The following is a 20,242-nucleotide window of genomic DNA, read 5'->3' as shown; positions in this document are numbered from 1 at the left end:
AGCCACCGACACGATCTCAGTCGATCTGCAGCGCGAAGCACGCCACTGCAGAAGCTGCTGCGACGTTGAGTGAGTCGACTCCCCCACTCATCGGGATCATGACCGTCGAATCACAGGCGGCGATCGTCGACCGTCGCAGCCCGTCGCCCTCGGTGCCGAAGACGATGGCGGTACGCTCGGGCGCATCTGCGGCGAACTCGCGGATGGCCACCGAATCCTCGTCGAGGGCGAGTGCGGCGATATGGAAGCCGAGTTCACGGAGGGAGTCGACTCCGGCTGGCCAGGATTCGATCCGCGTCCACGGCACTTGGAACACAGTGCCCATGGAGACTCGGATGGAACGCCGGTAGAGAGGATCGGCACAGCGGGGTGTAGCGAGGACCGCGTCCACGCCGAACGCGGCGGCCGAGCGGAAGATCGCTCCCACGTTCGTATGATCGACGACGTCTTCGATGACGATGATGCGTCGGGCATCGGAAACGAGCTGGGCGACATCGAGTGCTTGTGGCCGGTGCATGGCGGCCAGGGCACCTCGGTGGAGGTGGAAGCCTGTCAGCGATTCGACTGCCGCGTCGGTGCCGATGTGGATCGGGGCATCATTGGCGGCGATGATGTCGGCTAGGTCGAACAGCCATTTCGGGCTGGTGAGATACGAACGGGGAACCATGCCTGCGGCGTGAGCACGGCGAATGATCTTCGAGGACTCCGCAATGAACAGCCCCTCGGCGGGTTCACGGATACTGCGCAGCGCCACATCGGTCAGCTGAGTGTAGTCGTGCAGGTCTTTCGCCGATGAGGCCAGTGTCTCCTCGTCGAAGAACCGCAGGCGGGCGGCGGCGATGCCGAGTTCGGCGGCACGGTCGATCACCTGTTGCCTGGTCAGTGGTGCCTTGGCCGGGGTGTTCATGCGCCCACAGCGTTCGAGAATTGAGTCCTCATGCGATCACAACGTGAGGATGCGCCAGATGGCGACGAGTCCGAGGATGACGATGATCGTGCGCAGCAGGACCGGTGAGAATTTCCGCCCGATGCGTGCACCGAAATAGCCGCCGATGAGGGAGCCGATCGCGATGCAGATGACGGCGATCCAGTTCAGCCGGTCGTGACCGACGATGATGTAGGTGCTGGCCGACACCGTGTTGACGACGAGGACCAGAACGTTCTTCAGTCCGTTGAGTCGCTGAAGGTCATCAGGCAGGAGCAGCCCGAGCAGCGCGATGAGAATGATGCCTTGGGCGGCGGCGAAGTAGCCGCCGTAGATTGCGGTGAGGAAGACAACGACCAGGACAAGGACATAGCGCCCCGTCGAAAGCGTGTCTCCGACCGAGGCCGCCACATGTTCCTCCCCTGCCCGCTCGGCTCGGCGCACCGAACGGCTCTTGAGGTAGCGCGACAGCGCGGGCTGGCCGACGACCATGATGAGGGCGACGACGAGGAGCACCGGAACGATCGTTTCGAAGGCATCCGCCGGCAGGTGCAGCAGCAGATAGGCACCGGTCAGCGACCCCAGGATGGAGGCCGGCACGAACCCGAGGATGCGCCGCCATTGGCCGCGCAGCTCGTTGCGGTAGCCGAAGGATGAGGCGATGTTGCCCGGAATCAGCCCGACCGCGTTGCTCATCGTTGACACGACCGGTGGCACGCCGAAGGCCACGAGCGCCGGGAATGTGATGAGGGTGCCGGAACCGACGACGGCGTTGATTCCACCGGCGGCGATTCCTGCGAGGACGATCAGCCCGATCTGCCACAGTTCCATCCCGAGAACTGGGTCCATGCTCAGTACTGGGAACGGGCGTGGAACCGCTGCCCGTCGCGGGTGAGCTTGACGTCGATGCCGAAGGTAGCCGAGAGGTTGTCGGCCGTCAGAGTCTCATCGATGGGGCCAGAGGCAAGGTCGGTGCCCTCGGCCAGCAGCAGCACGTGTGTGATGCCCACGGGGATCTCCTCGACATGGTGGGTGACCATGATCGTCGCCGGAGCCCACTTCGAGGACAGGATCTCCGTCAACGCGGCCAGCAGCTCCTCACGGCCGCCGAGGTCGAGCCCGGAGGCGGGCTCGTCGAGCAGCAGCAGTTCCGGGTCGGTCATCAGCGAGCGAGCGATCTGCACACGCTTGCGTTCGCCCTCCGACAGTGTCCCGAAGGTGCGATCGGCCAGATGTGAGATGTCGAACGCGGCGAGGAGGTCCTTGGCCCGTTCGATGTCGGTGGTTTCGTATTCCTCGACCCAGCGACCGGTGACGCCGTAGGCGGCGGTGAGCACGGTGTCGAGCACGGCTTCGGACAGAGGGATGCGGTTGGCCAGGGCCGTCGAGGAGTAGCCGATGCGCGGGCGCAGCTCGAAGACGTCGACACGCCCGAGTCGCTCTTCCAGGATCCCGACCGAGCCGGTTGTCGGGTGCATTCGTCCCGCGGCCAGTTCCAGCAGAGTCGTCTTCCCGGCACCGTTGGGTCCGAGAACGGCCCAATGCTCGCCTTCGGAGACGGTCAGGGAGAAATCTTGGAGGAGGAAATTCGTTCCTCGGCGCACGGAAACAGAATCCAAAGTCAGGACATCACTCATATCTGCCAACTCTATCGCAGGCTCGGCGTCTATTCTGGTTCGACATGGACTTGACTACCGACTCACTGCTGCTGGCCCTGGCGATGAACCACCGACTGCACTCCAGCCTCGCCCCTGACGAGGTCAGTGCCGCCTTTCTCGATGACGATCGTGATGTCCCTCTCATCGTTGCCGACCACGTCTTCGGCACCTCACCGCCGACGGGCCTGCTGCTCTTCATCGCCGAGGCTGCGGCCGCCGGGGTCACACATGCGCGGCTTGCCCTGCACCATCCATCGCTGCCTCATACGACCCCGCCCGTGGACAAGGGCGACCGGCTCAAGGTCGGTCGACACACGGCTCCGATCGTCCTCCACTCGGGCTCTCACCAGGTGGCTGTGGTCCTCCTGGGCGCCGAGGCCAACGTCGAGGTCATCGCCTGCCGTGACACGGTCTTTCGCCCGGTCACCGTGGGCACGCCCGCCGAGGCGCTGCGCCGACTGCGCCTACTCGTCATAGAGGGGCTGGGCCTCATCGAATCGATCGAGGTGCCGAGTGCCTGGCGGGAGGGGCCTTGGCGGGACTGGCAGGAGGAGCTGAGCATGAGCCACCCGATCTCGAGGCTCATCCCCTCGGTCGCCGACGCTCGAGCCATCTATGCCGCCCTCGACATCCATGAGCGGATGCGCACAGTGCTGGCTCCGGCCACGGTCGCACCTCCTGCCTTCGGTGATCTGCTCTCGCGTCTGCACCCCGCGGCCGCCGACTACATCATGGCTGTCGCTACGATGAAGGGGTGAATGACTCAGACTCCGCAACCCCGATGCCAGGCAACACAATCCAGCTGCTGGTCATGGACGTCGATTCGACGTTCATCAATGAGGAGGTCATCGACCTCATCGCCGTCCACGCCGAGGTGGGAGCCCAAGTTGCCGACATCACGGAACGGGCCATGGCCGGACAGTTGGACTTCGCCGCATCGCTGGCCGAGCGAGTGGCCCTGCTCAAGGGTCTGCCTGTGTCCGTTCTCGACGAGGTGCGCGAGCAGATCACGTTGACCGAAGGTGCGCGCGAACTGGTCGCGGCAGTCCAGTCCGGCGGCGGCGTCGTGGCTCTGGTCTCCGGTGGATTCACCCCGATCATCGCCCCCGTAGCGGCGACAATGGGCATCACCGAGGTCCACGCCAATGGTCTCGGGACCGACGAGGGACTGCTGTCGGGAGTCACGAGCGGCCGGGTCATCGATCCCAGCGCGAAGGCGGAGACCTTCGGGCAGCTGTCACAGAAATACGAATGCGATCCGGCCCGGACCGTGGCCATCGGCGATGGGGCCAACGACATCGGCATGATCAGGGCGGCGGGTTTGGGTGTCGCCTTCTGCGCGAAGCCCGCCCTCGTCACCGCCGCCGACGCCTCGGTGACGAACCGCGATCTGCGTGAGGTGCTGAGCCTCATCGAAACCCGATCCGGCGTGTGACTCACGACCCCTTCGGGCACAAGAAAAGGCGCCGGCGTCTGACATGCATTCAGAAGCCAGCGCCTTCGCAGACCGCGGCGATCAGGCGCCGAGGAACACCCGCAGCTCCGGTGCGGGATAGTCCCCGTCCTCGACATCCCAGCTGTCGAGGACGAAGACCGCGAGCGAGGACGGGCGGAATGCTTCCGGAACTCCGGAGCTCGGACTCAAGTGGCCGACCACCTCGGAGACGGTGGGCTGATGGCCGACGATGTAGGCGCAGTGGGAATCGGACGGGATCGAATTGATCGCATCGATCCAGTCCTCGACTCCCCCGCCGTAGAGAGCCTCGTCCTGGCGCAGCGCCAGGCCCTCACCGGCTCCGGATTCTTCGTTGTGCCGATTGACGGCTTCGACCACGGCCTGACCGGTCTGGACGGTGCGTCTGGCCGCCGAGGCGATGGCCACGTCAGGTGACCACCGTTCGGCGATCTCGGCTCCGGCTTCGACGGCCTGGGCCAGACCCTTGGCGTTCAGCGACCGTTCGAAGTCCGTCGGCCCGTGAGGTTCGGCCTTCGCGTGGCGGGCGAGAATGAGCACAGGCATCGACTTGCCTCTTCCTATCGCTCTCAGGCTCCGGTGGAGTGGAATCCGCCGTCGACGTGGACCATCTCACCGGTGGTGGCGGGGAACCAGTCCGAGAGCAGGGCGACGATCGCCTTGCCCGCCGGAGTGGTGTCCGTCTGGTCCCAGCCCAGAGGTGCACGGTCGCCCCACATGTCCTCGAGGGTCTCGAATCCGGGGATCGAAGTGGCGGCAGTTGTCTTCAGCGGCCCGGCCGAGACGAGGTTGACGCGGACCCCGTGCTCACCTACGTATTTCGCGAGGTAGCGGGCAGTGGACTCGAAGGCGGCTTTGGCCACGCCCATCCAGTCGTAGACCGGCCAGGAGATCGTGGCGTCGAAGGTCAGTCCGACGACTCCGGCACCCTTGTTGAGTGCGGGCTGCGCGGCCACGGTGATGGACTTGAGGGAGAACGCGGAAACCTGCATTGCGGCCGAGACGGACTCCCATGGAGTGTCGAGGAACACCCCGCCGAGGGCGTCCTTGGGCGCGAAGGCGATCGCGTGCACGATGCCGTCGATGTTGCCCTCGAGCCGTTCGGGCAATGCTGCCAGGTCCTCTTCGTTGGTGGCATCGAGTTCGATGACCTTCGGCTTCTCGGGTAGGCGTTCGGAGATCACCTCGGTGATCTTCATCTGGCGGCCGAAGCTGGAGAGGATGACTTCGGCGCCCTGCTCCTGAGCGATGCGGGCGGCGGCGAAGGCGATCGACGCCTCGGTCAGAACGCCGGTGACGAGGATGCGCTTTCCATCGAGAATTCCCATGGTGGTCCTTTCAAACTGTTGAAACTGCAGTGAAGTCGTTGTCGTCGACGCCGCTGGCGCCGACGTCCTTGCTGTGAAGTCTAGGCGGTGACGAGGCTCAGTGCCCCATCCCCAGTCCCCCATCGACGGGGATGACGGCTCCGGAGATGTAGGCGGCCTCGTCCGAGGACACCCAGCGCACGACCTTCGCGACCTCGGCAGGCTCGGCGAATCGCTTGGCGGGGATCGTCGCGAGGTATTCCTTCTGCTGCTTCTCCGGCAGTGCGTCGGTCATATCGGTGCGGATGAACCCGGGAGCGACGACGTTGGCGGTGATGCCGCGCGAGCCGAGTTCGCGGGTGACCGAGCGGGCGAAGCCGACAAGTCCGGCCTTCGAAGCCGAGTAGTTGGCCTGGCCGGGGACTCCGTAGAGTCCGGAGACCGAGGAAATGAGCACGATGCGGCCCTTCTTCGCTCGGATCATGCCGGTGATGGCGCGCTTGACGGTGCGGAAGGTGCCGGTGAGGTTGGTGTCGACGACGGCTTCGAACTCGTCGTCGCTCATCCGCATGAGCAGATTGTCGCGAGTGATTCCGGCGTTGGCCACGACCACCTCGACGGGGCCCAGCTTGTCTTCGATCTCGGCGAAGGCCGCATCGAGAGACGCGGTGTCGGTGATGTCCGCGGACACGGCCAGCGCGCCTTCGGGGGCGTCTCCGTTGCGGGAGGTGACGGCTACCCTGTCACCCTGGGCGAGGAACTCCTCGGCGATGGTGCGGCCGATACCGCGGTTTCCTCCGGTCACGAGGACTATGCGTGGTTCTGACACGAATCTCTCCTGTTGGTGGACAATACAGATTGATCGACGATAGGGATCAAACTTACCGTGACTAACCTATCGTGTCCCGACCGACGTCGATACGACTCACACAAACGAAGAGTATGATTTTGTACGAGTACTTGAGTGAAGAAGGTTATGGCCAAACACCCGCAGCAGATCACTACGGCAGACACCGCCCTTGATGACGACATGAAGTCGCGGATCATCAAATATTCGATCACGATGGGGATTCGCACGCTCTGCTTCGTGCTGGCCTATGTCATGTTCCGTCTGAATCTGACGGTGCTCATGTGGGTCTGCGTCGCCGGAGCCGTACTGCTGCCTTATCCGGCCGTGATCGTGGCCAATGCCGGCCGGGAACGCACCCGCAACGACGAATCGGCGCTGCTCGACGGCGCACCGATGCCCGAGCTGCCCCCGGCGGCCGGCGACACCATCGCCGGAGACACGATCTCCGGCAGCAGCGAAGACACCGCGTCAGCTGATGACGCACCAGCTGCAGGCGGCAGAGAACCTGCAGAGAACGACCAGTCCGCCGAACGGAACCGAGGTGAGGATTCATGACCGAGAAGCTCCCATGCTCGGCGAAGGGCTGCCGGACAGATGCCACACGTGCCATTCTGTGGAACAACCCGAGCCTGCACATGCCCAAGCGCCGCAAGACCTGGTTGGCCTGTGACGAACATCTCGACTATCTGCGCGAGTTCCTCACCCTGCGCAACTTCTATCTCAGCGATGTCTCGATCGACGAAATCCCGGAGGACGCCGGTTGATGTCCCGCTATTCCTTCCTCTTCAGCGCACGATGGCTGAAATACATCGCCATGACCATCATCGTCGTCATCGCCTGCATCTTCCTCGCGCTCTGGCAGAAGGACCGCCAGGATCAGCGCCAGCACGAGATCGACACGATCAACGCGAACTATTCGTCGACGCCCGTGAACATCACGAGCATCCTGGGCTCCACCTCGGCGACCCTCGACGAGGATCATGAGTACCGACAGGTGGCGCTGACCGGCGAGTTCCAGACATCGGACACCGTCTTCGCCCGCAACCGCACGGTCAATGACAAGGTGGGCTACTACGTCGTCGTTCCGTTCGAACTCACCTCAGGAGACACGATCGCGCTCGTCAGGGGATGGATCGCGGAACCGGACCAGGTCCCGCCGGCCCCTGCCGGGGAGCAGACCATCGCCGCGCGTCTGCAACCGGCTCAGGACGGCTCGGACGACAAAAACCCCGACGGGCTGATCAAGGCCATCGATCCAGACCGGATCCCCGGTATGGACTCAGCATACGAGAACGTCTATGGCGAGATCGTCCACACCGGAAACGCATCGGCCGACGAGACGGGGCTGACGCCTCTGCCCCCACCCGACCTCAATCCGGGCAACCACCTGTCCTACATGCTCCAGTGGTTCACGTTCGGCATCATGATCATCATCGCCGTGTCGATCTCCGCCAGGCGCGAGCGCAGGGCCGACGCCGAGGCTGCCGAGAAATCCACCGGCGACGTCGAGTACGTCGTGATCGACAAGGCGGCATTGGATGCGGGTGCGAAGATCTCCCAACCAGGCAACCGCTATGGACGCAACCGGTTGCGATCACCAGGCGTCCACGGTCGCGCCGAGGCCGAAGAGGACGAACTCATCGAGGACCGTTTCCGACACTCCTGAGCCGGACCCGCTCCGTGAGCGGGAATCTCCGGTCCGGCTCAGGCGAGTGTGACGAGGTCGAGGTAGGTGTCATTCCACAGATCCTCGTCACCGTCGGGCAGCAGCAGGACACGGTCGGGGTCGAGTGCGGACACCGCTCCCTCATCGTGGGTGACGAGGATGATGGCGCCCTCATAGCGGCGGATGGCCGAGAGGATCTCCTCGCGTGAGGCCGGGTCGAGGTTGTTCGTCGGCTCGTCGAGGAGGAGGACGTTGGCACTCGAGACCACGAGCGTGGCCAGGGCCAGGCGTGTCTTCTCACCGCCGGAGAGCACGCTCGAAGGCTTGTGCACGTCATCGCCTGAGAACAGGAACGAACCGAGCACATTGCGCACCGCGGTGTCATCGAGATGCGGTGAATTGCGCTTCATGTTCTCCAGCACGCTGCGTTCGAGGTCGAGCGTCTCATGTTCCTGCGCATAGTAGCCGAGTTTGAGGCCATGGCCCGGGACGACCTGTCCCGAATCCGGTTCGTCGAGACCGGCCAACAGGCGCAGCAGTGTGGTCTTGCCGGCACCGTTGTAGCCGAGGATGACGACGCGTGAGCCCTTGTCGATGGCGAGATCGACGCCGGTGAAGACCTCGGTCGAGCCGTAGCTGCGCGAGAGACCCTCTGCCGTCAGCGGCACCCGTCCGCAGTCGGCCGGTGCGGGGAACCGCAGGTTGGCGACCTTTTCGGAGCTGCGTTCGTCCTCGAGCCCGGCCAGCAGGCGTTCGGCACGTTTGGCCATCTGCTGGGCGGCCACGGTCTTCGTTGCCTTGGCCATCATCTTGTTCGCCTGGGCGGTCAGCGCCGAGGCCTTCTTCTCCGCGTTCGCACGCTCACGGCGGCGGCGACGCTCATCGTCTTCGCGCTGCTTGAGATAGAGACGGTAGCCCATCGAGTAGATGTCGATGGTCTGGCGGGTGGCATCGAGGAAGAACACTTTGTTGACGACTTCGTCGATGAGGTCGAGGTCGTGACTGATGACGATGAGGCCGCCGGAGTAGCCCTTGAGGTAGTCACGCAGCCACAGAACCGATTCCGCGTCGAGGTGGTTCGTCGGCTCATCGAGGATCATCGTGTCCGGGGCCGAGAACAGAATTCGTGCGAGCTCCACGCGGCGTCTCTGACCGCCGGAGAGGGTGCCGATCTCTTGGCTGATGAGATCCTCATCGAGACCGAGATTGGCAGCGATCGCATACGCTTCGGACTCTGCGGAATAGCCGCCGGCGGCCAGGAATTCGGATTCGATGCGAGGATAGCGGTCGAGAGCCTTCGCCGAAACGTTCTCATCGGGAGAGGCCATCTGACGTTCGGCCTTGCGCAGGCGCTTGATGAGCACATCGAGTTCACGGGCGGACAGGATGCGCTCCATGCCCGTGGCCGTCAGGTCACCGCTGCGCGGATCCTGGGGCAGGTAGCCCACAGTCCCGGAGACCGAGACATTGCCCGCCGCGGCGGCGTGGCCTCCCATGATCACCTTCGTCAGAGTGGTCTTCCCTGCGCCGTTGCGTCCGACGAGGCCGACCCGGTCGCCCTTGTCGACGCGGAAGGAGACCTCCGACATCAGAGTGCGGGCGCCGACGATGACCTCGAGGTCGGATGCCTGAATCATTCATTCTCCAAACTGCGACCGATGATCTCGGCCAAGAATTCTTGTGGGTGGATTCCCTGAGCCTGTGCCCGGGAGACGAGTTCGTCCGCGATACGTGTGGGGACTGTGCAGGAGACGACGGTGGTGGCCGCGGTCGCAGGAGTGGTGGAGGCGCTCGGCTCCGTCGGGACCGCGGTGATCGACTCGGACGTCCCCGCGGGGACGTATCCGGGGCCGGCGGGCACACTCGTGTTCTTCTGATACGCGGTGGCGGCGGCACGCGCACGTTCGTCTGCCGCCTCGTTCATCGCGTGGTTATTGTGCCCCTTGACCCATTCGAATTCGATCTCGCGACCGCTCAGAGCCGTGTCCAAGCGTTCAAGGAGGTCCTTGTTGAGAACCTCCTTGCCGTCGGCCTTCTTCCAGCCTTTGCGCTTCCAACCGGGCATCCACTTCGTCAGAGCATTGATGACGTATTTGGAATCGCAGAAGACCTTGAGATCCTCATCGACGTCGGCGGTCGAGTCAAGCAGGTCGAGGACGGCCATCAGCTCACCGCGGTTGTTCGTCGATTCCTTCCAACCACCGGCGTGCCAGCAGTCGTCGTCGACGTACCAGGCCCAGCCTGCCGGTCCTGGGTTGCCGAGGGCTGACCCGTCTGCGGCCGCGATGATCGTCAATGGTTCTCCTAGGAAAGTCGGTCTTCATTCTTTCACGCCGCGCTCCTCCGCCTGCGTTCAGGGGCAGGTGATCTGCACGACCTCGGCCGGACCCGCCCCAGAGCGAACCGGGGCAACTCACGAACATCGCCGAGGTGGGGGCACCGGTCTCGGCACTCCCACCTCGGCGAGGCGTTGCTGCTGGGACGTCCCCGCGGGGACGTCCCTCATGTATCAGACCTCAGATGTTCGCCACTCAGATATTGAAGCCGAGGGCGCGCATCTGCTCGCGTCCGTCGTCGGTGATCTTCTCGGGTCCCCATGGCGGCATCCAGACCCAGTTGATCCGGTAGGCCGGCACGATGCCCTCGAGGCACTGAGCTGTCTGGTCTTCGATGACGTCGGTCAGGGGGCACGCCGCGGACGTCAGCGTCATCTCGACGACGGCGGTCCCATCGTCTTCGACGGAGAGTCCGTAGACGAGTCCGAGGTCGACGATGTTCACGCCGAGCTCCGGGTCGACGACATCCATCATCGCTTCTCGCACCTCGTCGATGCTGGCGTTCTGGGGTGCGTCTATCACGTCGGGCATTCTTACTCCTTCAGAGATGTTTGGGCTTGGTTGAGCGCGTCCTTGAACGCGACCCAGGACAGGAGCGCGCACTTGATCCTGGCTGGGAACTTCGACACTCCACTGAACGCCGCGGCATCGCCGAGTATTTCCTCGTCACCGTCCAGTGTCCCACGCGAATGCATGAGTTCGTGGAATTTCGCTTCGATGTCGAGCATGCCGGCGACGCTGTTCTCTGCCGCGAGCTCGGACAGGACCGACGCCGAAGCCATCGAGATCGAGCATCCGTCACCCGACCAGCGCACGGCGATGCCACCGTCGGCGCTGATCTCGGTTTCGAGTTCGATCTCATCCCCACAGGTGGGATTGACCTGGTGCGAGGAACCATGCGGCGCCGCAGCGGCGTCGCCGAGCAGGTCGGAGTCGCCGACCCGTTCCCGAGAGTGGTCGAGGATGACCTGCTGGTAGAGCTGTTGCATCTGCGTGCTCATGACACGCTCCTCACTGGAGACCGAAGAAGGGCCGAACTTCGGCCAAAGCGGTCAGGAACCGTTGGCAGTCCTCGGCGTTGTTGTACAGATAGGTGCTCGCCCGCGTCGAAGCAGTGACACCGAAGCGTCGGTGCAGAGGCTGCGCGCAGTGGTGACCGACACGGACCGCGACACCCTGGGAATCGAGGTACTGACCCACGTCGTGGGCATGAACGCCGTCGACGTCGAAGGCCACCGTGCCGATCCTGTCCTCGGACGAGCCGAGCACGGTGATGCCCGGAATCGCCGCGACCCCGTCGAGTAGAACGGTGCCGAGCTCGCGCTCGTGGTCGAAGATCTTGTCCAGGCCCACCTCGGCGAGGTAGTTGACCGCGGTGGTGAACGCGGCGACCTCGGCCACGGGCTGGGTTCCGGCTTCGAATCGCTGTGGGGCGGCCATGAACTGTGATTCCTCCATGGTCACCGTGGTGATCATGGATCCGCCGGTCAGCACCGGAGGCAATGTGTTCAGCAGTTCGGACTTGCCCCAGAGGGTGCCGAGACCGGTGGGCCCCAGCGCTTTGTGCGCGGAGAATGCGGCGAAGTCGACATCGAGGTCGACGAAGTTCACCGGCATGTGCGGAACCGATTGGCAGGCGTCGAGGACGACGAGTGCCCCGACGTCCCTGGCCCGGGCGACGAGCGTATCGACCGGGTTGATGGTGCCGAGCACGTTCGAGACATGGGTGAAGGCGAAGACCCTCGTCGTGTCGTCGACGATGGTGTCCAGATCGCCGAGGTCGAGCTCACCGGAGTCGGTGACCGGAATCCATCTCAGCGTCGCCCCAGTGGACTGTGCCAGCTGCTGCCAGGGGACGAGATTCGCGTGGTGTTCCATCTCGGTGACGACGATCGAGTCCCCGGGTCCGAGCCCGAAGCGCTGCGCGGCCTCTCCCCCGAATCCGTGGCTGGCCCGGTCGATGCCCAGTGCGACGACGTTGAGCGCCTCGGTGGCGTTCTTCGTCCAGACGACCTGTTCGGGTGATCCGCCGACGAGGTTCGCGACCGCCTCACGGCCGGCTTCGAACGCGTCGGTGGCCATCACCGCGAGCGAATGGGCTCCCCTGTGGACGGCGGCATTGCGCTGAGAATAGTACTCCGTGAATGTGTCGATGACGCACTGCGGCTTCTGGGAAGTCGCGCCCGAGTCGAGATAGCTCAGAGCCGACTCCCCGACCCTGGTGTCCAGGATCGGGAAGTCGTTCCGCAGGCGGGAGAACATCAGGCCGGGGCCTGCAGGAAGCGGTCGTAGCCTTCGTTCTCGAGGCGATCGGCCAGTTCCGGTCCGCCCTCTTCAGCAACCTTGCCCTTGATGATCACGTGGACGTGGTCAGGCTTCACGTAGCTGAGGATGCGGGTGTAGTGGGTGATGAGCAGAACGCCGACGTCGGTCGCCTCGCGCACCCGGTTGATGCCCTCGGACACGATGCGCAGGGCATCGACGTCGAGACCGGAGTCGGTCTCGTCGAGGACGGCGAACTGGGGCTTGAGCATCTCCATCTGGAGGATCTCGTGGCGCTTCTTCTCACCGCCGGAGAATCCTTCGTTGACGTTGCGGCTGGCGAACTCAGGATCCACGCGAAGGTTCTCCATCGCGGATTTGAGGTCCTTGGTCCAGTGACGCAGCTTCGGAGCTTCTCCGTCGACCGCGGTCTTGGCCGAACGCAGGAAGTTCGTCACGGTCACGCCGGGGACCTCGACGGGGTACTGCATGGCCAGGAACAGGCCGGCCTTGGCACGCTCGTCGACGGACATCGCGAGGACGTCCACCTCGTCGAGGGTGACGGATCCCGAAGTCACCTGGTACTTCGGGTGACCGGCCAGGGCGTAGGCCAGGGTGGACTTGCCGGAGCCGTTGGGGCCCATGATGGCGTGGGTCTCGTTGGAGTTGATCTCCAGGTTGATGCCGTTGAGGATCGGCTTCGGACCGGAGTCGGTGTTGACACTGACGTGCAGGTCGGTGATTTTCAGAATGGACATGTCAATCCTTTTCAGTTCAGTGGAGCATGGTGATCAGTTGAGCGTGCTGGTCAATTGACCACTGTGCTCGGGTCAAGCAGGATGCGGCCGGCGATCTCCTTGCAGTCGTAGACTGCCACGGGCTCGAAGGCCGGTGGGGTCAGCGGCCGGCCGGACGTCAGGTCGAACTGGGAGCCGTGCAGCCAGCATTCGATGGCGCAGCCTTCCACCTCGCCCTCGGCCAGCGATACCTCGCCGTGGGTGCAGACGTCGTCGATGGCATGGATCGTGCCGTCGGAGTCGCGGGCGATGCAGATCTCGAAGTTGTTCACTTCGATCCGCATCGTCGCCCCCGCGGTCACCTCATCGGCGGCCGCAACGTCGATCATGGTCACAGAACGCTCCGGGAGAGTTCTTCCTCGATTCGTTCATTGAGGACTTCCTCGATCTCAGGCACCTGGATCTTCTGGATCACTTCGTTGAAGAATCCGCGGACCACCAGCTGACGAGCGACGTCCTCGGGGATGCCACGGCTCATCAGGTAGAACAGGTGCTCCTCGTCGAAGCGTCCGGTCGAGGAGGCGTGTCCGGCGCCGGCGATGTCGCCGGTCTCGATCTCGAGGTTCGGCACCGAGTCCGCACGCGCGCCATCCGTGAGGATGAGGTTGCGGTTGAGCTCGTAGGTGTCGATGTCGAGCGCCTCGGGGCGGATGAGCACATCGCCGATCCACACACTGCGTGCATCCTTGCCCTGAAGCGCGCCCTTGTAGTGGACGTTCGACTTGGCCTTGGGCGTGTTGTGGTCGATGTAGGTGCGGTGCTCGAAGTGCTGACCGGCATCGGCGAAGTAGAGTCCGAGCAGTTCGGCCTCTCCCCCGGCTGCCGAGTAGCGCACGTTCGTATTCAGGCGCACGATGTCTCCACCGAGGCTGATGACGATGTGCTTGAGCTTCGCATCCTTGCCCACGATCGCGTCGTGCTGGCCCAGGTGCTGCGCCTCGTCGTCCCACAGCTGCAGGGACACGAAGGTCACATCGGCGCCGTCTCCGATCACGAGGGACACGAGCTCGGAGTGCCGGGCGAGTCCTTCGTGCTCGACGACGATGGTCGCCTTGGCGTTTGCGCCGACGGAGACGACGACATGTCCGTGGGAGATGTCGTTGCCGGTTCCGTCGGCATGGATGACCGCGGCACCCTCGATCTCGGTGTTCGCGGGCACCGAGTAGTGGGTCACTGCCTGGGCGCGGTTGGCGGCCACTGCGGCGGGACGATCCTCGGGTTCGAGGATGCCCAGCTCCTGAGCGGCCTCGAGCGAGATCTCCTCGACGGAGATGCCCTCCGGCAGGTCAGCGTTCTTCGTGGTCAGCTTCGTCTCGGAGGCGGCATCGGTGAAGAAATCACTGAGCTTGCGCACCGGCGAGAACCGCCATTCCTCCTCCCGTCCGGTGGGGACGGCGAAGTCGGAGACGTCGAAACTGCGTGTGCGTGCGTCCCGCTTGGAATCAGGAACGTGGACGCCGGCGCCGTGAGAGTGCTCATCGAGGCCCAGCGGGTTGGTGGTATCTGTCACTTAAAACTCCTTGTCGCGGTCGGTGGCAGGGGGCGGATCAGCCCACGCCACCTTCCATCTGGATTTCGATGAGGCGGTTGAGCTCGAGGGCGTATTCCATCGGCAGTTCGCGAGCGATCGGCTCGACGAATCCACGCACGATCATCGCCATTGCCTCGGTCTCCTCCATACCGCGGCTCATGAGGTAGAAGAGCTGATCCTCACTCACCTTCGACACGGTGGCCTCGTGACCCAGCGTCACATCGTCCTCACGGATGTCGATGTAGGGGTAGGTGTCCGAACGGGAGATGTTGTCGACCAGGAGTGCGTCACAGAGGACGTTGTTCGACGAGCCCTTGGCACCGGGGTGCACGTGGACGAGTCCACGGTAACCGGAACGTCCGCCGCCTCGGGCCACGGACTTCGCCACGATCGACGAGTGGGTGTTCGGGGCGGCGTGGACCATCTTCGCACCGGTGTCCTGGTGCTGTCCCTCGCCGGCGAACGCGACCGACAGGGTCTCGCCCATGGCATGCTCGCCGGTCAGCCAGATGGCCGGGTACTTCATGGTGACCTTCGAGCCGATGTTTCCGTCGACCCATTCCATGGAAGCGCCCTCTTCGGCGATCGCGCGCTTGGTGACCAGGTTGTAGACGTTGTTCGACCAGTTCTGGATGGTCGTGTAGCGGACCTTCGCGTCCTTCTTGGCCACGATCTCGACAACCGCGGAGTGCAGCGAGTCGGAATTGTAGATCGGTGCGGTGCAACCCTCGACATAATGCACCGACGAACCTTCATCGGCGATGATCAGGGTGCGCTCGAACTGACCCATGTTCTCCGTGTTGATTCGGAAGTAGGCCTGCAGAGGGATCTCGACGTGGACGCCCTTGGGGACGTAGACGAAGGAGCCGCCGGACCAGACTGCGGTGTTCAGCGCCGAGAACTTGTTGTCACCTGAAGGGATGATCGAGCCGAAGTACTCTTCGAAGATCTCTGGGTGCTCGCGCAGGCCTGTGTCGGTGTCCATGAAGATGACACCCTGGGCCTCGAGCTCCTCGTTGATCTGGTGGTAGACGACCTCGGACTCGTACTGAGCCGCGACGCCGGCGACGAGTCGCTGCTTCTCCGCCTCTGGGATGCCCAGCTTGTCATAGGTGTTGCGGATGTCTTCGGGCAGATCCTCCCAGGACGTGGCCTGGCCCTCTGTCGAGCGGACGAAGTACTTGATGTCCTCGAAATGGATACCGGTGAGATCAGCGCCCCAGCTGGGCATCGGCTTCTTCTCGAACAGCTTCAGCGCCTTGAGGCGGCGCTGAAGCATCCAGTCCGGCTCGTCCTTCAACTTCGAAATGTTGCGGACGACATCTTCCGAGAGCCCGCGAGGCGCATACTCGCCCGCGTCGTTTGCGTCGTGCCAACCGTATGCGTACTGCCCGAGGTCTTTGAGCTCGGGATTCGCATCGATGATCCGATTGCCTGTATCAGTCATCGTGAACCTCCTTGAGGTCGATCATTGCTGTGGATGAGTGGTCTGGTGAGTTCCGATGTCGGAATGTGAGTGGTGCAGACGTGATCGCCGTGTGCCAATGAGGACAGACGGCGAACATCGACGCCCAGGTAGTCCGAGAACATCGCGAGTTCTGCTTCGCAGATCTCGGGGAACTCGGACGCGACTGCCTGGATCGGACAATGCCCCTGGCACAGCTGCATCGCTTCGAGAGGGGTACCGGCCGCCACAGGTGTCGCCGAGGCGGCATATCCCTCCTTGGTCAATGCCGCAGCCAGGCCCCGGGAGCGGGAAGCCACTGTGGTGCCTCCCCGTCGATCCAGTTCCCCGCCGAGGCGGTCGCGGAGTTTCGCGACCAGGTCCTCGGTGAACTCCTCAACGGCATCAGGGCCGACTCGGTCCTTCATGAACCGGAGGATATCGACTGCCAGCTGGTCGTAGGAATGTGTGACCGAACCATGGCCACGCGAGGTGACCACATAATGCCGGGCCGGTCTGCCGCGGCCTGCCTGCTTGCCAGCGAGCTCGCGGACCTCGATGAGGCCCTCGCTCTCCAGCGCGTCCATATGGCGACGAATCGCCGCAGGAGTCAGGTCAAGGCCCTTGGCCAATGCAGAGGCGGTGATCGGCCCCTCATCGAGCACCGAACTGAATACCTTCTGCCGGGTGCGGCGATCTTCTGTGTCGTTCGCAGCCATTCTCCACCTCCTTGACTAACACAACACTATTGTTGCGTAATTTGTTTCGTAAAACTAGGTGAGCCTAACTACTCACTGATTCGACACGTCGTAGAATGGTCAGGTGTCAGAATCGGCCCTCACCATCCGTGGTCTCCATTACTCGTACGGCGCACACCACGTCGTCGACGGAATCGACCTCGATGCCGCCTCCGGATCCATCCTCGGTGTGCTCGGTCCCAATGGTGCGGGCAAATCGACGACGATCTCCCTGGCAGTGGGCACGAGAGCCCCCGACGCCGGCTCCGTCGAGATCTTCGGACTCGATCCTTTCCGCCGACATGACCGGACTTCGCTGCTCGCCGGCGTCATGCTCCAAGACGGCGGCCTGCCGATGAGCGCGAAGCCCCTCCAGGTCCTGCGCCACCTCGCCTCCCTCTACCCCGACCCGCTGCGCGTGGAGGAACTCGCCGACCCCTTGGGCCTGCACGAATTCTCCACCCGGACGATCCGTCGCCTCTCCGGCGGTCAGAAGCAGCGAGTCGCATTGGCCGCCGCACTCATCGGCAGGCCGCGCTTGGTCTTCCTCGATGAGCCCTGCGCCGGGCTCGATCCCCAAGCACGAGCAGTCGTCCACGATTTCATCCGGGAGCTGGCTGCAGCCTCGGTGGCGGTGGTGCTGACGACCCACGACCTCGCCGAGGCGGAAGAGCTGGCCGACGAGGTCGTCGTCATCGACCGCGGCCGCATCATCGCCCAGGGAGCACCCGAGGATCTGCGCAATGCCTCCCCCGACGGCCGCCGACTCGTCATCACCGTGGGTCACCCCCTGGACCCGGCACCCGAAGAACTCATCACCACCATGAACACGATCGCCCCCACCTCGGTGGTCGGACCTGCTCTCGTCGTCGACGGCGATCTGGACAGCACACAGATCGCGGGACTGACCACGGCCGTGGCCGAGGCGGGCCTGGCGATCACCGACATCGACATGCACTCGCAGTCGCTGGCAGATGTGTTCTTCGAACTCACGGGCAGGCCCCTGCGATGAGAACCAGACGCGTCATGGCCCAGGTCAGGTTCGAATCGGTCTCCGTCCTTCGCAACGGTGAACAGCTGCTGCTCTCCCTCATCCTGCCCCTGGGCATGCTCGTCTTCCTCGCGAAGACTCCTCTGCTCGACGCTCTCGGCGTGGTTTCCCCGGGGACGGATCCGCTCACCGTTGCTCTGCCCGGTGCGCTCAGCCTGTGCCTGGCTTCGACCGCGTTCACCGGCCAGGCGATCGCGACGGCATTCGACCGCCGCTATGGGGTCCTGCGGCAGCTGGCAACGACGCCGCTGGGCACGAACGGGCTCATCCTCGGCAAGCTGGGCGCGGTCGTTGCCGTCGTCCTCATTCAGTTCGCCCTCGCCTTCGCCATCGCCCTGGGACTCGGCTTCAACGCGTCCGTGAACCCACTCGCACTGCTTCTGACCACACTGCTTGGCACCGCAGCACTCCTGTCTCTAGGCTTGCTCATGGCGGGAACCGTGCGCGCCGAGGCCACCCTGGCCGGGGCCAATCTGATCTGGGTGCTCATGGCCGGTGTGGGCGGACTCGTCATTGCCCACCCGGGCGAATGGGGCACCGTGGTCGGCTACCTGCCTTCCGGTGCGCTCGGCGATGCGATGCGCGCGGCTGTCGGCGGCGCAGGTTTCGATGTCACAGCTTTGATCGTGCTCCTCGTATGGGGGCTGCTGGGAACGCTTGCGGCGCGCAGGTGGTTCCGATTCGAATGAGGAGAGAAATGGTCACTAAGAGGATCCGTGTAGCTGCTTGGTCCATGCTCATCGCGCAGGCCGTCATCATCGTCAGCGGCGGCATCGTCCGCCTCACCGGTTCCGGCCTCGGCTGCACGGACTGGCCCAAGTGCACCCCTGATTCGCTCGTGTCGACTCCGGAGATGGGCATCCACGGCCTCATCGAATTCGGCAACCGCACACTGGCGGTGGCACTGGCCATGCTCGGTGTCGTCATCTTCCTCATGCTCTGGAAGCACCGGAAGCAACGCCCCGATCTGTTCTGGCTCAACCTCGGGCTCCTCGCCATTGTTCCGGTCCAAGCAATCGTCGGCGGAATCACCGTATGGACCAAGCTCAACCCCTGGGTCGTCGCCGGGCACTTCGTGCCATCTGCCATCGCCGTCGGTGTCGCCGCCTACTTCGTTCGCCGGACCTACGACACCGGCGTGCGTACAGCCGGGAAGGCTCCATCCCCGCTGCCGGCACTCGGGTGGACCATCCTCGGGTTGACCGCGATCGTCGTCATCTTCGGTGTCCTCACCACGGGCGCGGGCCCACACTCCGGATCGACGATCTCGACACGCAACGGCCTGGACAACGTCTGGATCACCCGCGCACATGCTGCCCCGGTCTGGCTGCTCGTCATCGCCACCGTCGCCGCACTCGTGCTCGCGGTCAGAAAACACCGTGTCATGGTTCGACCCCTCGCGGTGCTCCTCGCCATCGAGTTCGTTCAGGGGATCATCGGCTATGTCCAGTACTTCACCGGAGTGCCCATCGTGCTCGTGGCATTCCATATGATCGGCATCTCCGCTACCATCGCGGCAAGCGTTGCCGTCCTCGACAGCGCATACCCGAGGAGCACTCATGCCAACACCGATCACGCCGTGCCTGTGGTTCACTGAGAACGCCGAGGAGGCCATGGAGTTCTACTGCTCCGTGTTCCCCAACTCCCGCATCGTCTCGATCGAACGCTACCCCGACGAATCCCTGGACCCGCATTACGCGGGAATGAGCGGGAAGGTCATCAACGGCAGCTTCGAACTCGACGGCAACCGTTTCATCTGCCTCGACGGCGGCCCTGCCTTCACCTTCAATGAGGCGATCTCGTTGACCGTCGAATGCGCGGACCAGGCCGAGATCGACCACTACTGGTCATCGCTGTCGGCCGTGCCGGACAGCGAACAGTGCGGCTGGCTCGAGGACAAGTACGGGATCAGCTGGCAGATTGTGCCGGCCAACCTCGGCGAACTGATGACCGGAGACGCTCAGGTCAGAGCATTGATGGGGATGAAGAAGATCGTCATCGAACAGCTGGTCAACGCGGACTGAACCATCGGCCCCGCCCGTTCGCATCGCGCGCATAGAAGAGCATCGTGCGCATCGCATCGCGCGCGTCTCATCGTGCGTATCGCATCGTACGCATCGCGGCGCAGAACACATCGATCGCTGCCAACTGCTCTCGTCTCCGGCTGATCGCAGCGACGACGGCAGATCACCGCGTGGCATAAG

At 63.9% G+C, this 20,242-nt stretch carries 25 protein-coding genes; 9 read left to right on the top strand and 16 right to left on the bottom strand.

Annotated elements, in window-relative coordinates:
• Positions 1-16 precede the first annotated feature (16 nt).
• Genes L0G76_RS06900 through L0G76_RS06890 form a run of 3 tightly spaced genes read right to left on the bottom strand, consistent with a single transcriptional unit; the run spans position 17 to position 2,562 of the window.
• The gene (locus tag L0G76_RS06900; RefSeq protein ID WP_304356558.1) at positions 17-907 is read right to left on the bottom strand and encodes a TrmH family RNA methyltransferase; all 891 of its coding nucleotides are present in this window, start codon (positions 905-907) and stop codon (positions 17-19) included.
• Between the two features lie 36 nt (positions 908-943).
• On the bottom strand, positions 944-1,756 hold the full coding sequence (locus tag L0G76_RS06895) for a sulfite exporter TauE/SafE family protein (protein ID WP_304356560.1): 813 nt from the start codon (positions 1,754-1,756) through the stop codon (positions 944-946).
• Between the two features lie 20 nt (positions 1,757-1,776).
• Positions 1,777-2,562, bottom strand: a complete 786-nt coding sequence (locus L0G76_RS06890) for an ABC transporter ATP-binding protein (RefSeq protein ID WP_304356557.1) — start codon at positions 2,560-2,562, stop codon at positions 1,777-1,779.
• A gap of 44 nt (positions 2,563-2,606) precedes the next feature.
• Here L0G76_RS06890 and L0G76_RS06885 point away from each other — a divergent pair, with 44 nt between their 5' ends.
• Both L0G76_RS06885 and serB read left to right on the top strand, forming a co-directional pair.
• A complete protein-coding gene (locus tag L0G76_RS06885) occupies positions 2,607-3,341 on the top strand; it encodes a hypothetical protein (protein WP_304356556.1) in 735 nt (244 codons plus the stop codon).
• Entirely contained in the window at positions 3,338-4,018 is a 681-nt protein-coding gene (gene serB, locus L0G76_RS06880) for a phosphoserine phosphatase SerB (protein ID WP_304356555.1), read from the top strand. Before L0G76_RS06885 ends, serB begins: the two co-directional genes overlap by 4 nt.
• A gap of 81 nt (positions 4,019-4,099) precedes the next feature.
• Here serB and L0G76_RS06875 read toward each other — a convergent pair whose 3' ends face one another.
• The 3 genes from L0G76_RS06875 to L0G76_RS06865 all read right to left on the bottom strand — a co-directional run bounded on the left by L0G76_RS06875 (position 4,100) and on the right by L0G76_RS06865 (position 6,193).
• Positions 4,100-4,603, bottom strand: coding sequence for a SixA phosphatase family protein (locus L0G76_RS06875; RefSeq protein ID WP_304356554.1), 504 nt, complete (start codon positions 4,601-4,603; stop codon positions 4,100-4,102).
• A 23-nt stretch (positions 4,604-4,626) separates the two neighbouring features.
• Positions 4,627-5,385, bottom strand: coding sequence for an enoyl-ACP reductase FabI (gene fabI, locus L0G76_RS06870; RefSeq protein ID WP_304356553.1), 759 nt, complete (start codon positions 5,383-5,385; stop codon positions 4,627-4,629).
• A 97-nt stretch (positions 5,386-5,482) separates the two neighbouring features.
• The gene (locus L0G76_RS06865) at positions 5,483-6,193 is read right to left on the bottom strand and encodes a beta-ketoacyl-ACP reductase (RefSeq protein WP_304356552.1); all 711 of its coding nucleotides are present in this window, start codon (positions 6,191-6,193) and stop codon (positions 5,483-5,485) included.
• A 135-nt stretch (positions 6,194-6,328) separates the two neighbouring features.
• On the opposite strand from L0G76_RS06865, the gene L0G76_RS06860 reads away from it, so the two are divergent.
• The 3 genes from L0G76_RS06860 to L0G76_RS06850 are packed head-to-tail and all read left to right on the top strand — an operon-like array spanning position 6,329 to position 7,880.
• Positions 6,329-6,769 (top strand): DUF3099 domain-containing protein, encoded by a 441-nt coding sequence (locus L0G76_RS06860; protein ID WP_304356551.1) that lies wholly within the window; start codon positions 6,329-6,331, stop codon positions 6,767-6,769.
• Positions 6,766-6,978, top strand: coding sequence for a hypothetical protein (locus L0G76_RS06855; RefSeq protein WP_304356550.1), 213 nt, complete (start codon positions 6,766-6,768; stop codon positions 6,976-6,978). Before L0G76_RS06860 ends, L0G76_RS06855 begins: the two co-directional genes overlap by 4 nt.
• Complete coding sequence (locus tag L0G76_RS06850; RefSeq protein WP_304356549.1) at positions 6,978-7,880, top strand: SURF1 family cytochrome oxidase biogenesis protein; 903 nt, start codon at positions 6,978-6,980, stop codon at positions 7,878-7,880. Before L0G76_RS06855 ends, L0G76_RS06850 begins: the two co-directional genes overlap by 1 nt.
• Before the next feature lie 38 nt (positions 7,881-7,918).
• On the opposite strand, the gene L0G76_RS06845 is transcribed toward L0G76_RS06850, so the two are convergent.
• The 10 genes from L0G76_RS06845 to L0G76_RS06800 all read right to left on the bottom strand — a co-directional run bounded on the left by L0G76_RS06845 (position 7,919) and on the right by L0G76_RS06800 (position 16,969).
• Positions 7,919-9,517: an ABC-F family ATP-binding cassette domain-containing protein gene (locus L0G76_RS06845; protein ID WP_304356548.1), complete on the bottom strand. Its 1,599-nt coding sequence runs from the start codon at positions 9,515-9,517 to the stop codon at positions 7,919-7,921.
• Entirely contained in the window at positions 9,514-10,176 is a 663-nt protein-coding gene (locus tag L0G76_RS06840) for a ribonuclease H family protein (RefSeq protein ID WP_369696167.1), read from the bottom strand. The genes L0G76_RS06845 and L0G76_RS06840 overlap by 4 nt, the downstream gene beginning before the upstream one ends.
• Before the next feature lie 235 nt (positions 10,177-10,411).
• Positions 10,412-10,747, bottom strand: coding sequence for a metal-sulfur cluster assembly factor (locus tag L0G76_RS06835; protein WP_172802638.1), 336 nt, complete (start codon positions 10,745-10,747; stop codon positions 10,412-10,414).
• A 2-nt stretch (positions 10,748-10,749) separates the two neighbouring features.
• A complete protein-coding gene (gene sufU / locus L0G76_RS06830; protein WP_304356547.1) occupies positions 10,750-11,217 on the bottom strand; it encodes a Fe-S cluster assembly sulfur transfer protein SufU in 468 nt (155 codons plus the stop codon).
• Between the two features lie 10 nt (positions 11,218-11,227).
• Complete coding sequence (locus tag L0G76_RS06825) at positions 11,228-12,478, bottom strand: SufS family cysteine desulfurase (protein ID WP_304356546.1); 1,251 nt, start codon at positions 12,476-12,478, stop codon at positions 11,228-11,230.
• On the bottom strand, positions 12,478-13,236 hold the full coding sequence (gene sufC / locus L0G76_RS06820; protein WP_304356545.1) for a Fe-S cluster assembly ATPase SufC: 759 nt from the start codon (positions 13,234-13,236) through the stop codon (positions 12,478-12,480). The genes L0G76_RS06825 and sufC overlap by 1 nt, the downstream gene beginning before the upstream one ends.
• A 50-nt stretch (positions 13,237-13,286) precedes the next feature.
• The gene (locus L0G76_RS06815) at positions 13,287-13,610 is read right to left on the bottom strand and encodes a non-heme iron oxygenase ferredoxin subunit (protein ID WP_487246993.1); all 324 of its coding nucleotides are present in this window, start codon (positions 13,608-13,610) and stop codon (positions 13,287-13,289) included.
• The gene (gene sufD, locus L0G76_RS06810) at positions 13,607-14,785 is read right to left on the bottom strand and encodes a Fe-S cluster assembly protein SufD (RefSeq protein ID WP_304356544.1); all 1,179 of its coding nucleotides are present in this window, start codon (positions 14,783-14,785) and stop codon (positions 13,607-13,609) included. The genes L0G76_RS06815 and sufD overlap by 4 nt, the downstream gene beginning before the upstream one ends.
• 37 nt (positions 14,786-14,822) lie before the next feature.
• Positions 14,823-16,253 (bottom strand): Fe-S cluster assembly protein SufB, encoded by a 1,431-nt coding sequence (gene sufB / locus L0G76_RS06805; protein WP_304356543.1) that lies wholly within the window; start codon positions 16,251-16,253, stop codon positions 14,823-14,825.
• Positions 16,250-16,969, bottom strand: coding sequence for a helix-turn-helix transcriptional regulator (locus L0G76_RS06800; RefSeq protein ID WP_304356542.1), 720 nt, complete (start codon positions 16,967-16,969; stop codon positions 16,250-16,252). Before L0G76_RS06800 ends, sufB begins: the two co-directional genes overlap by 4 nt.
• Positions 16,970-17,072: 103 nt before the next feature.
• Between L0G76_RS06800 and L0G76_RS06795 the strand changes: the two genes are divergently transcribed.
• Genes L0G76_RS06795 through L0G76_RS06780 form a run of 4 tightly spaced genes read left to right on the top strand, consistent with a single transcriptional unit; the run spans position 17,073 to position 20,062 of the window.
• Positions 17,073-17,999: an ABC transporter ATP-binding protein gene (locus tag L0G76_RS06795; protein ID WP_304356541.1), complete on the top strand. Its 927-nt coding sequence runs from the start codon at positions 17,073-17,075 to the stop codon at positions 17,997-17,999.
• Complete coding sequence (locus tag L0G76_RS06790; RefSeq protein ID WP_304356540.1) at positions 17,996-18,727, top strand: ABC transporter permease; 732 nt, start codon at positions 17,996-17,998, stop codon at positions 18,725-18,727. The genes L0G76_RS06795 and L0G76_RS06790 overlap by 4 nt, the downstream gene beginning before the upstream one ends.
• 8 nt (positions 18,728-18,735) lie before the next feature.
• Positions 18,736-19,635, top strand: a complete 900-nt coding sequence (locus L0G76_RS06785) for a COX15/CtaA family protein (RefSeq protein ID WP_304356539.1) — start codon at positions 18,736-18,738, stop codon at positions 19,633-19,635.
• Entirely contained in the window at positions 19,598-20,062 is a 465-nt protein-coding gene (locus L0G76_RS06780) for a VOC family protein (RefSeq protein WP_304356538.1), read from the top strand. Before L0G76_RS06785 ends, L0G76_RS06780 begins: the two co-directional genes overlap by 38 nt.
• The last annotated feature ends 180 nt before the right edge of the window (positions 20,063-20,242 follow it).

Origin of the sequence: Brevibacterium picturae, assembly GCF_030453725.1 — a bacterium.
Classification (GTDB): Bacteria; Actinomycetota; Actinomycetes; order Actinomycetales; family Brevibacteriaceae; genus Brevibacterium; species Brevibacterium sandarakinum_A.
Note: the sequence above shows the minus strand (reverse complement) of the source record. Positions and strands in the feature narration are given on the sequence as shown.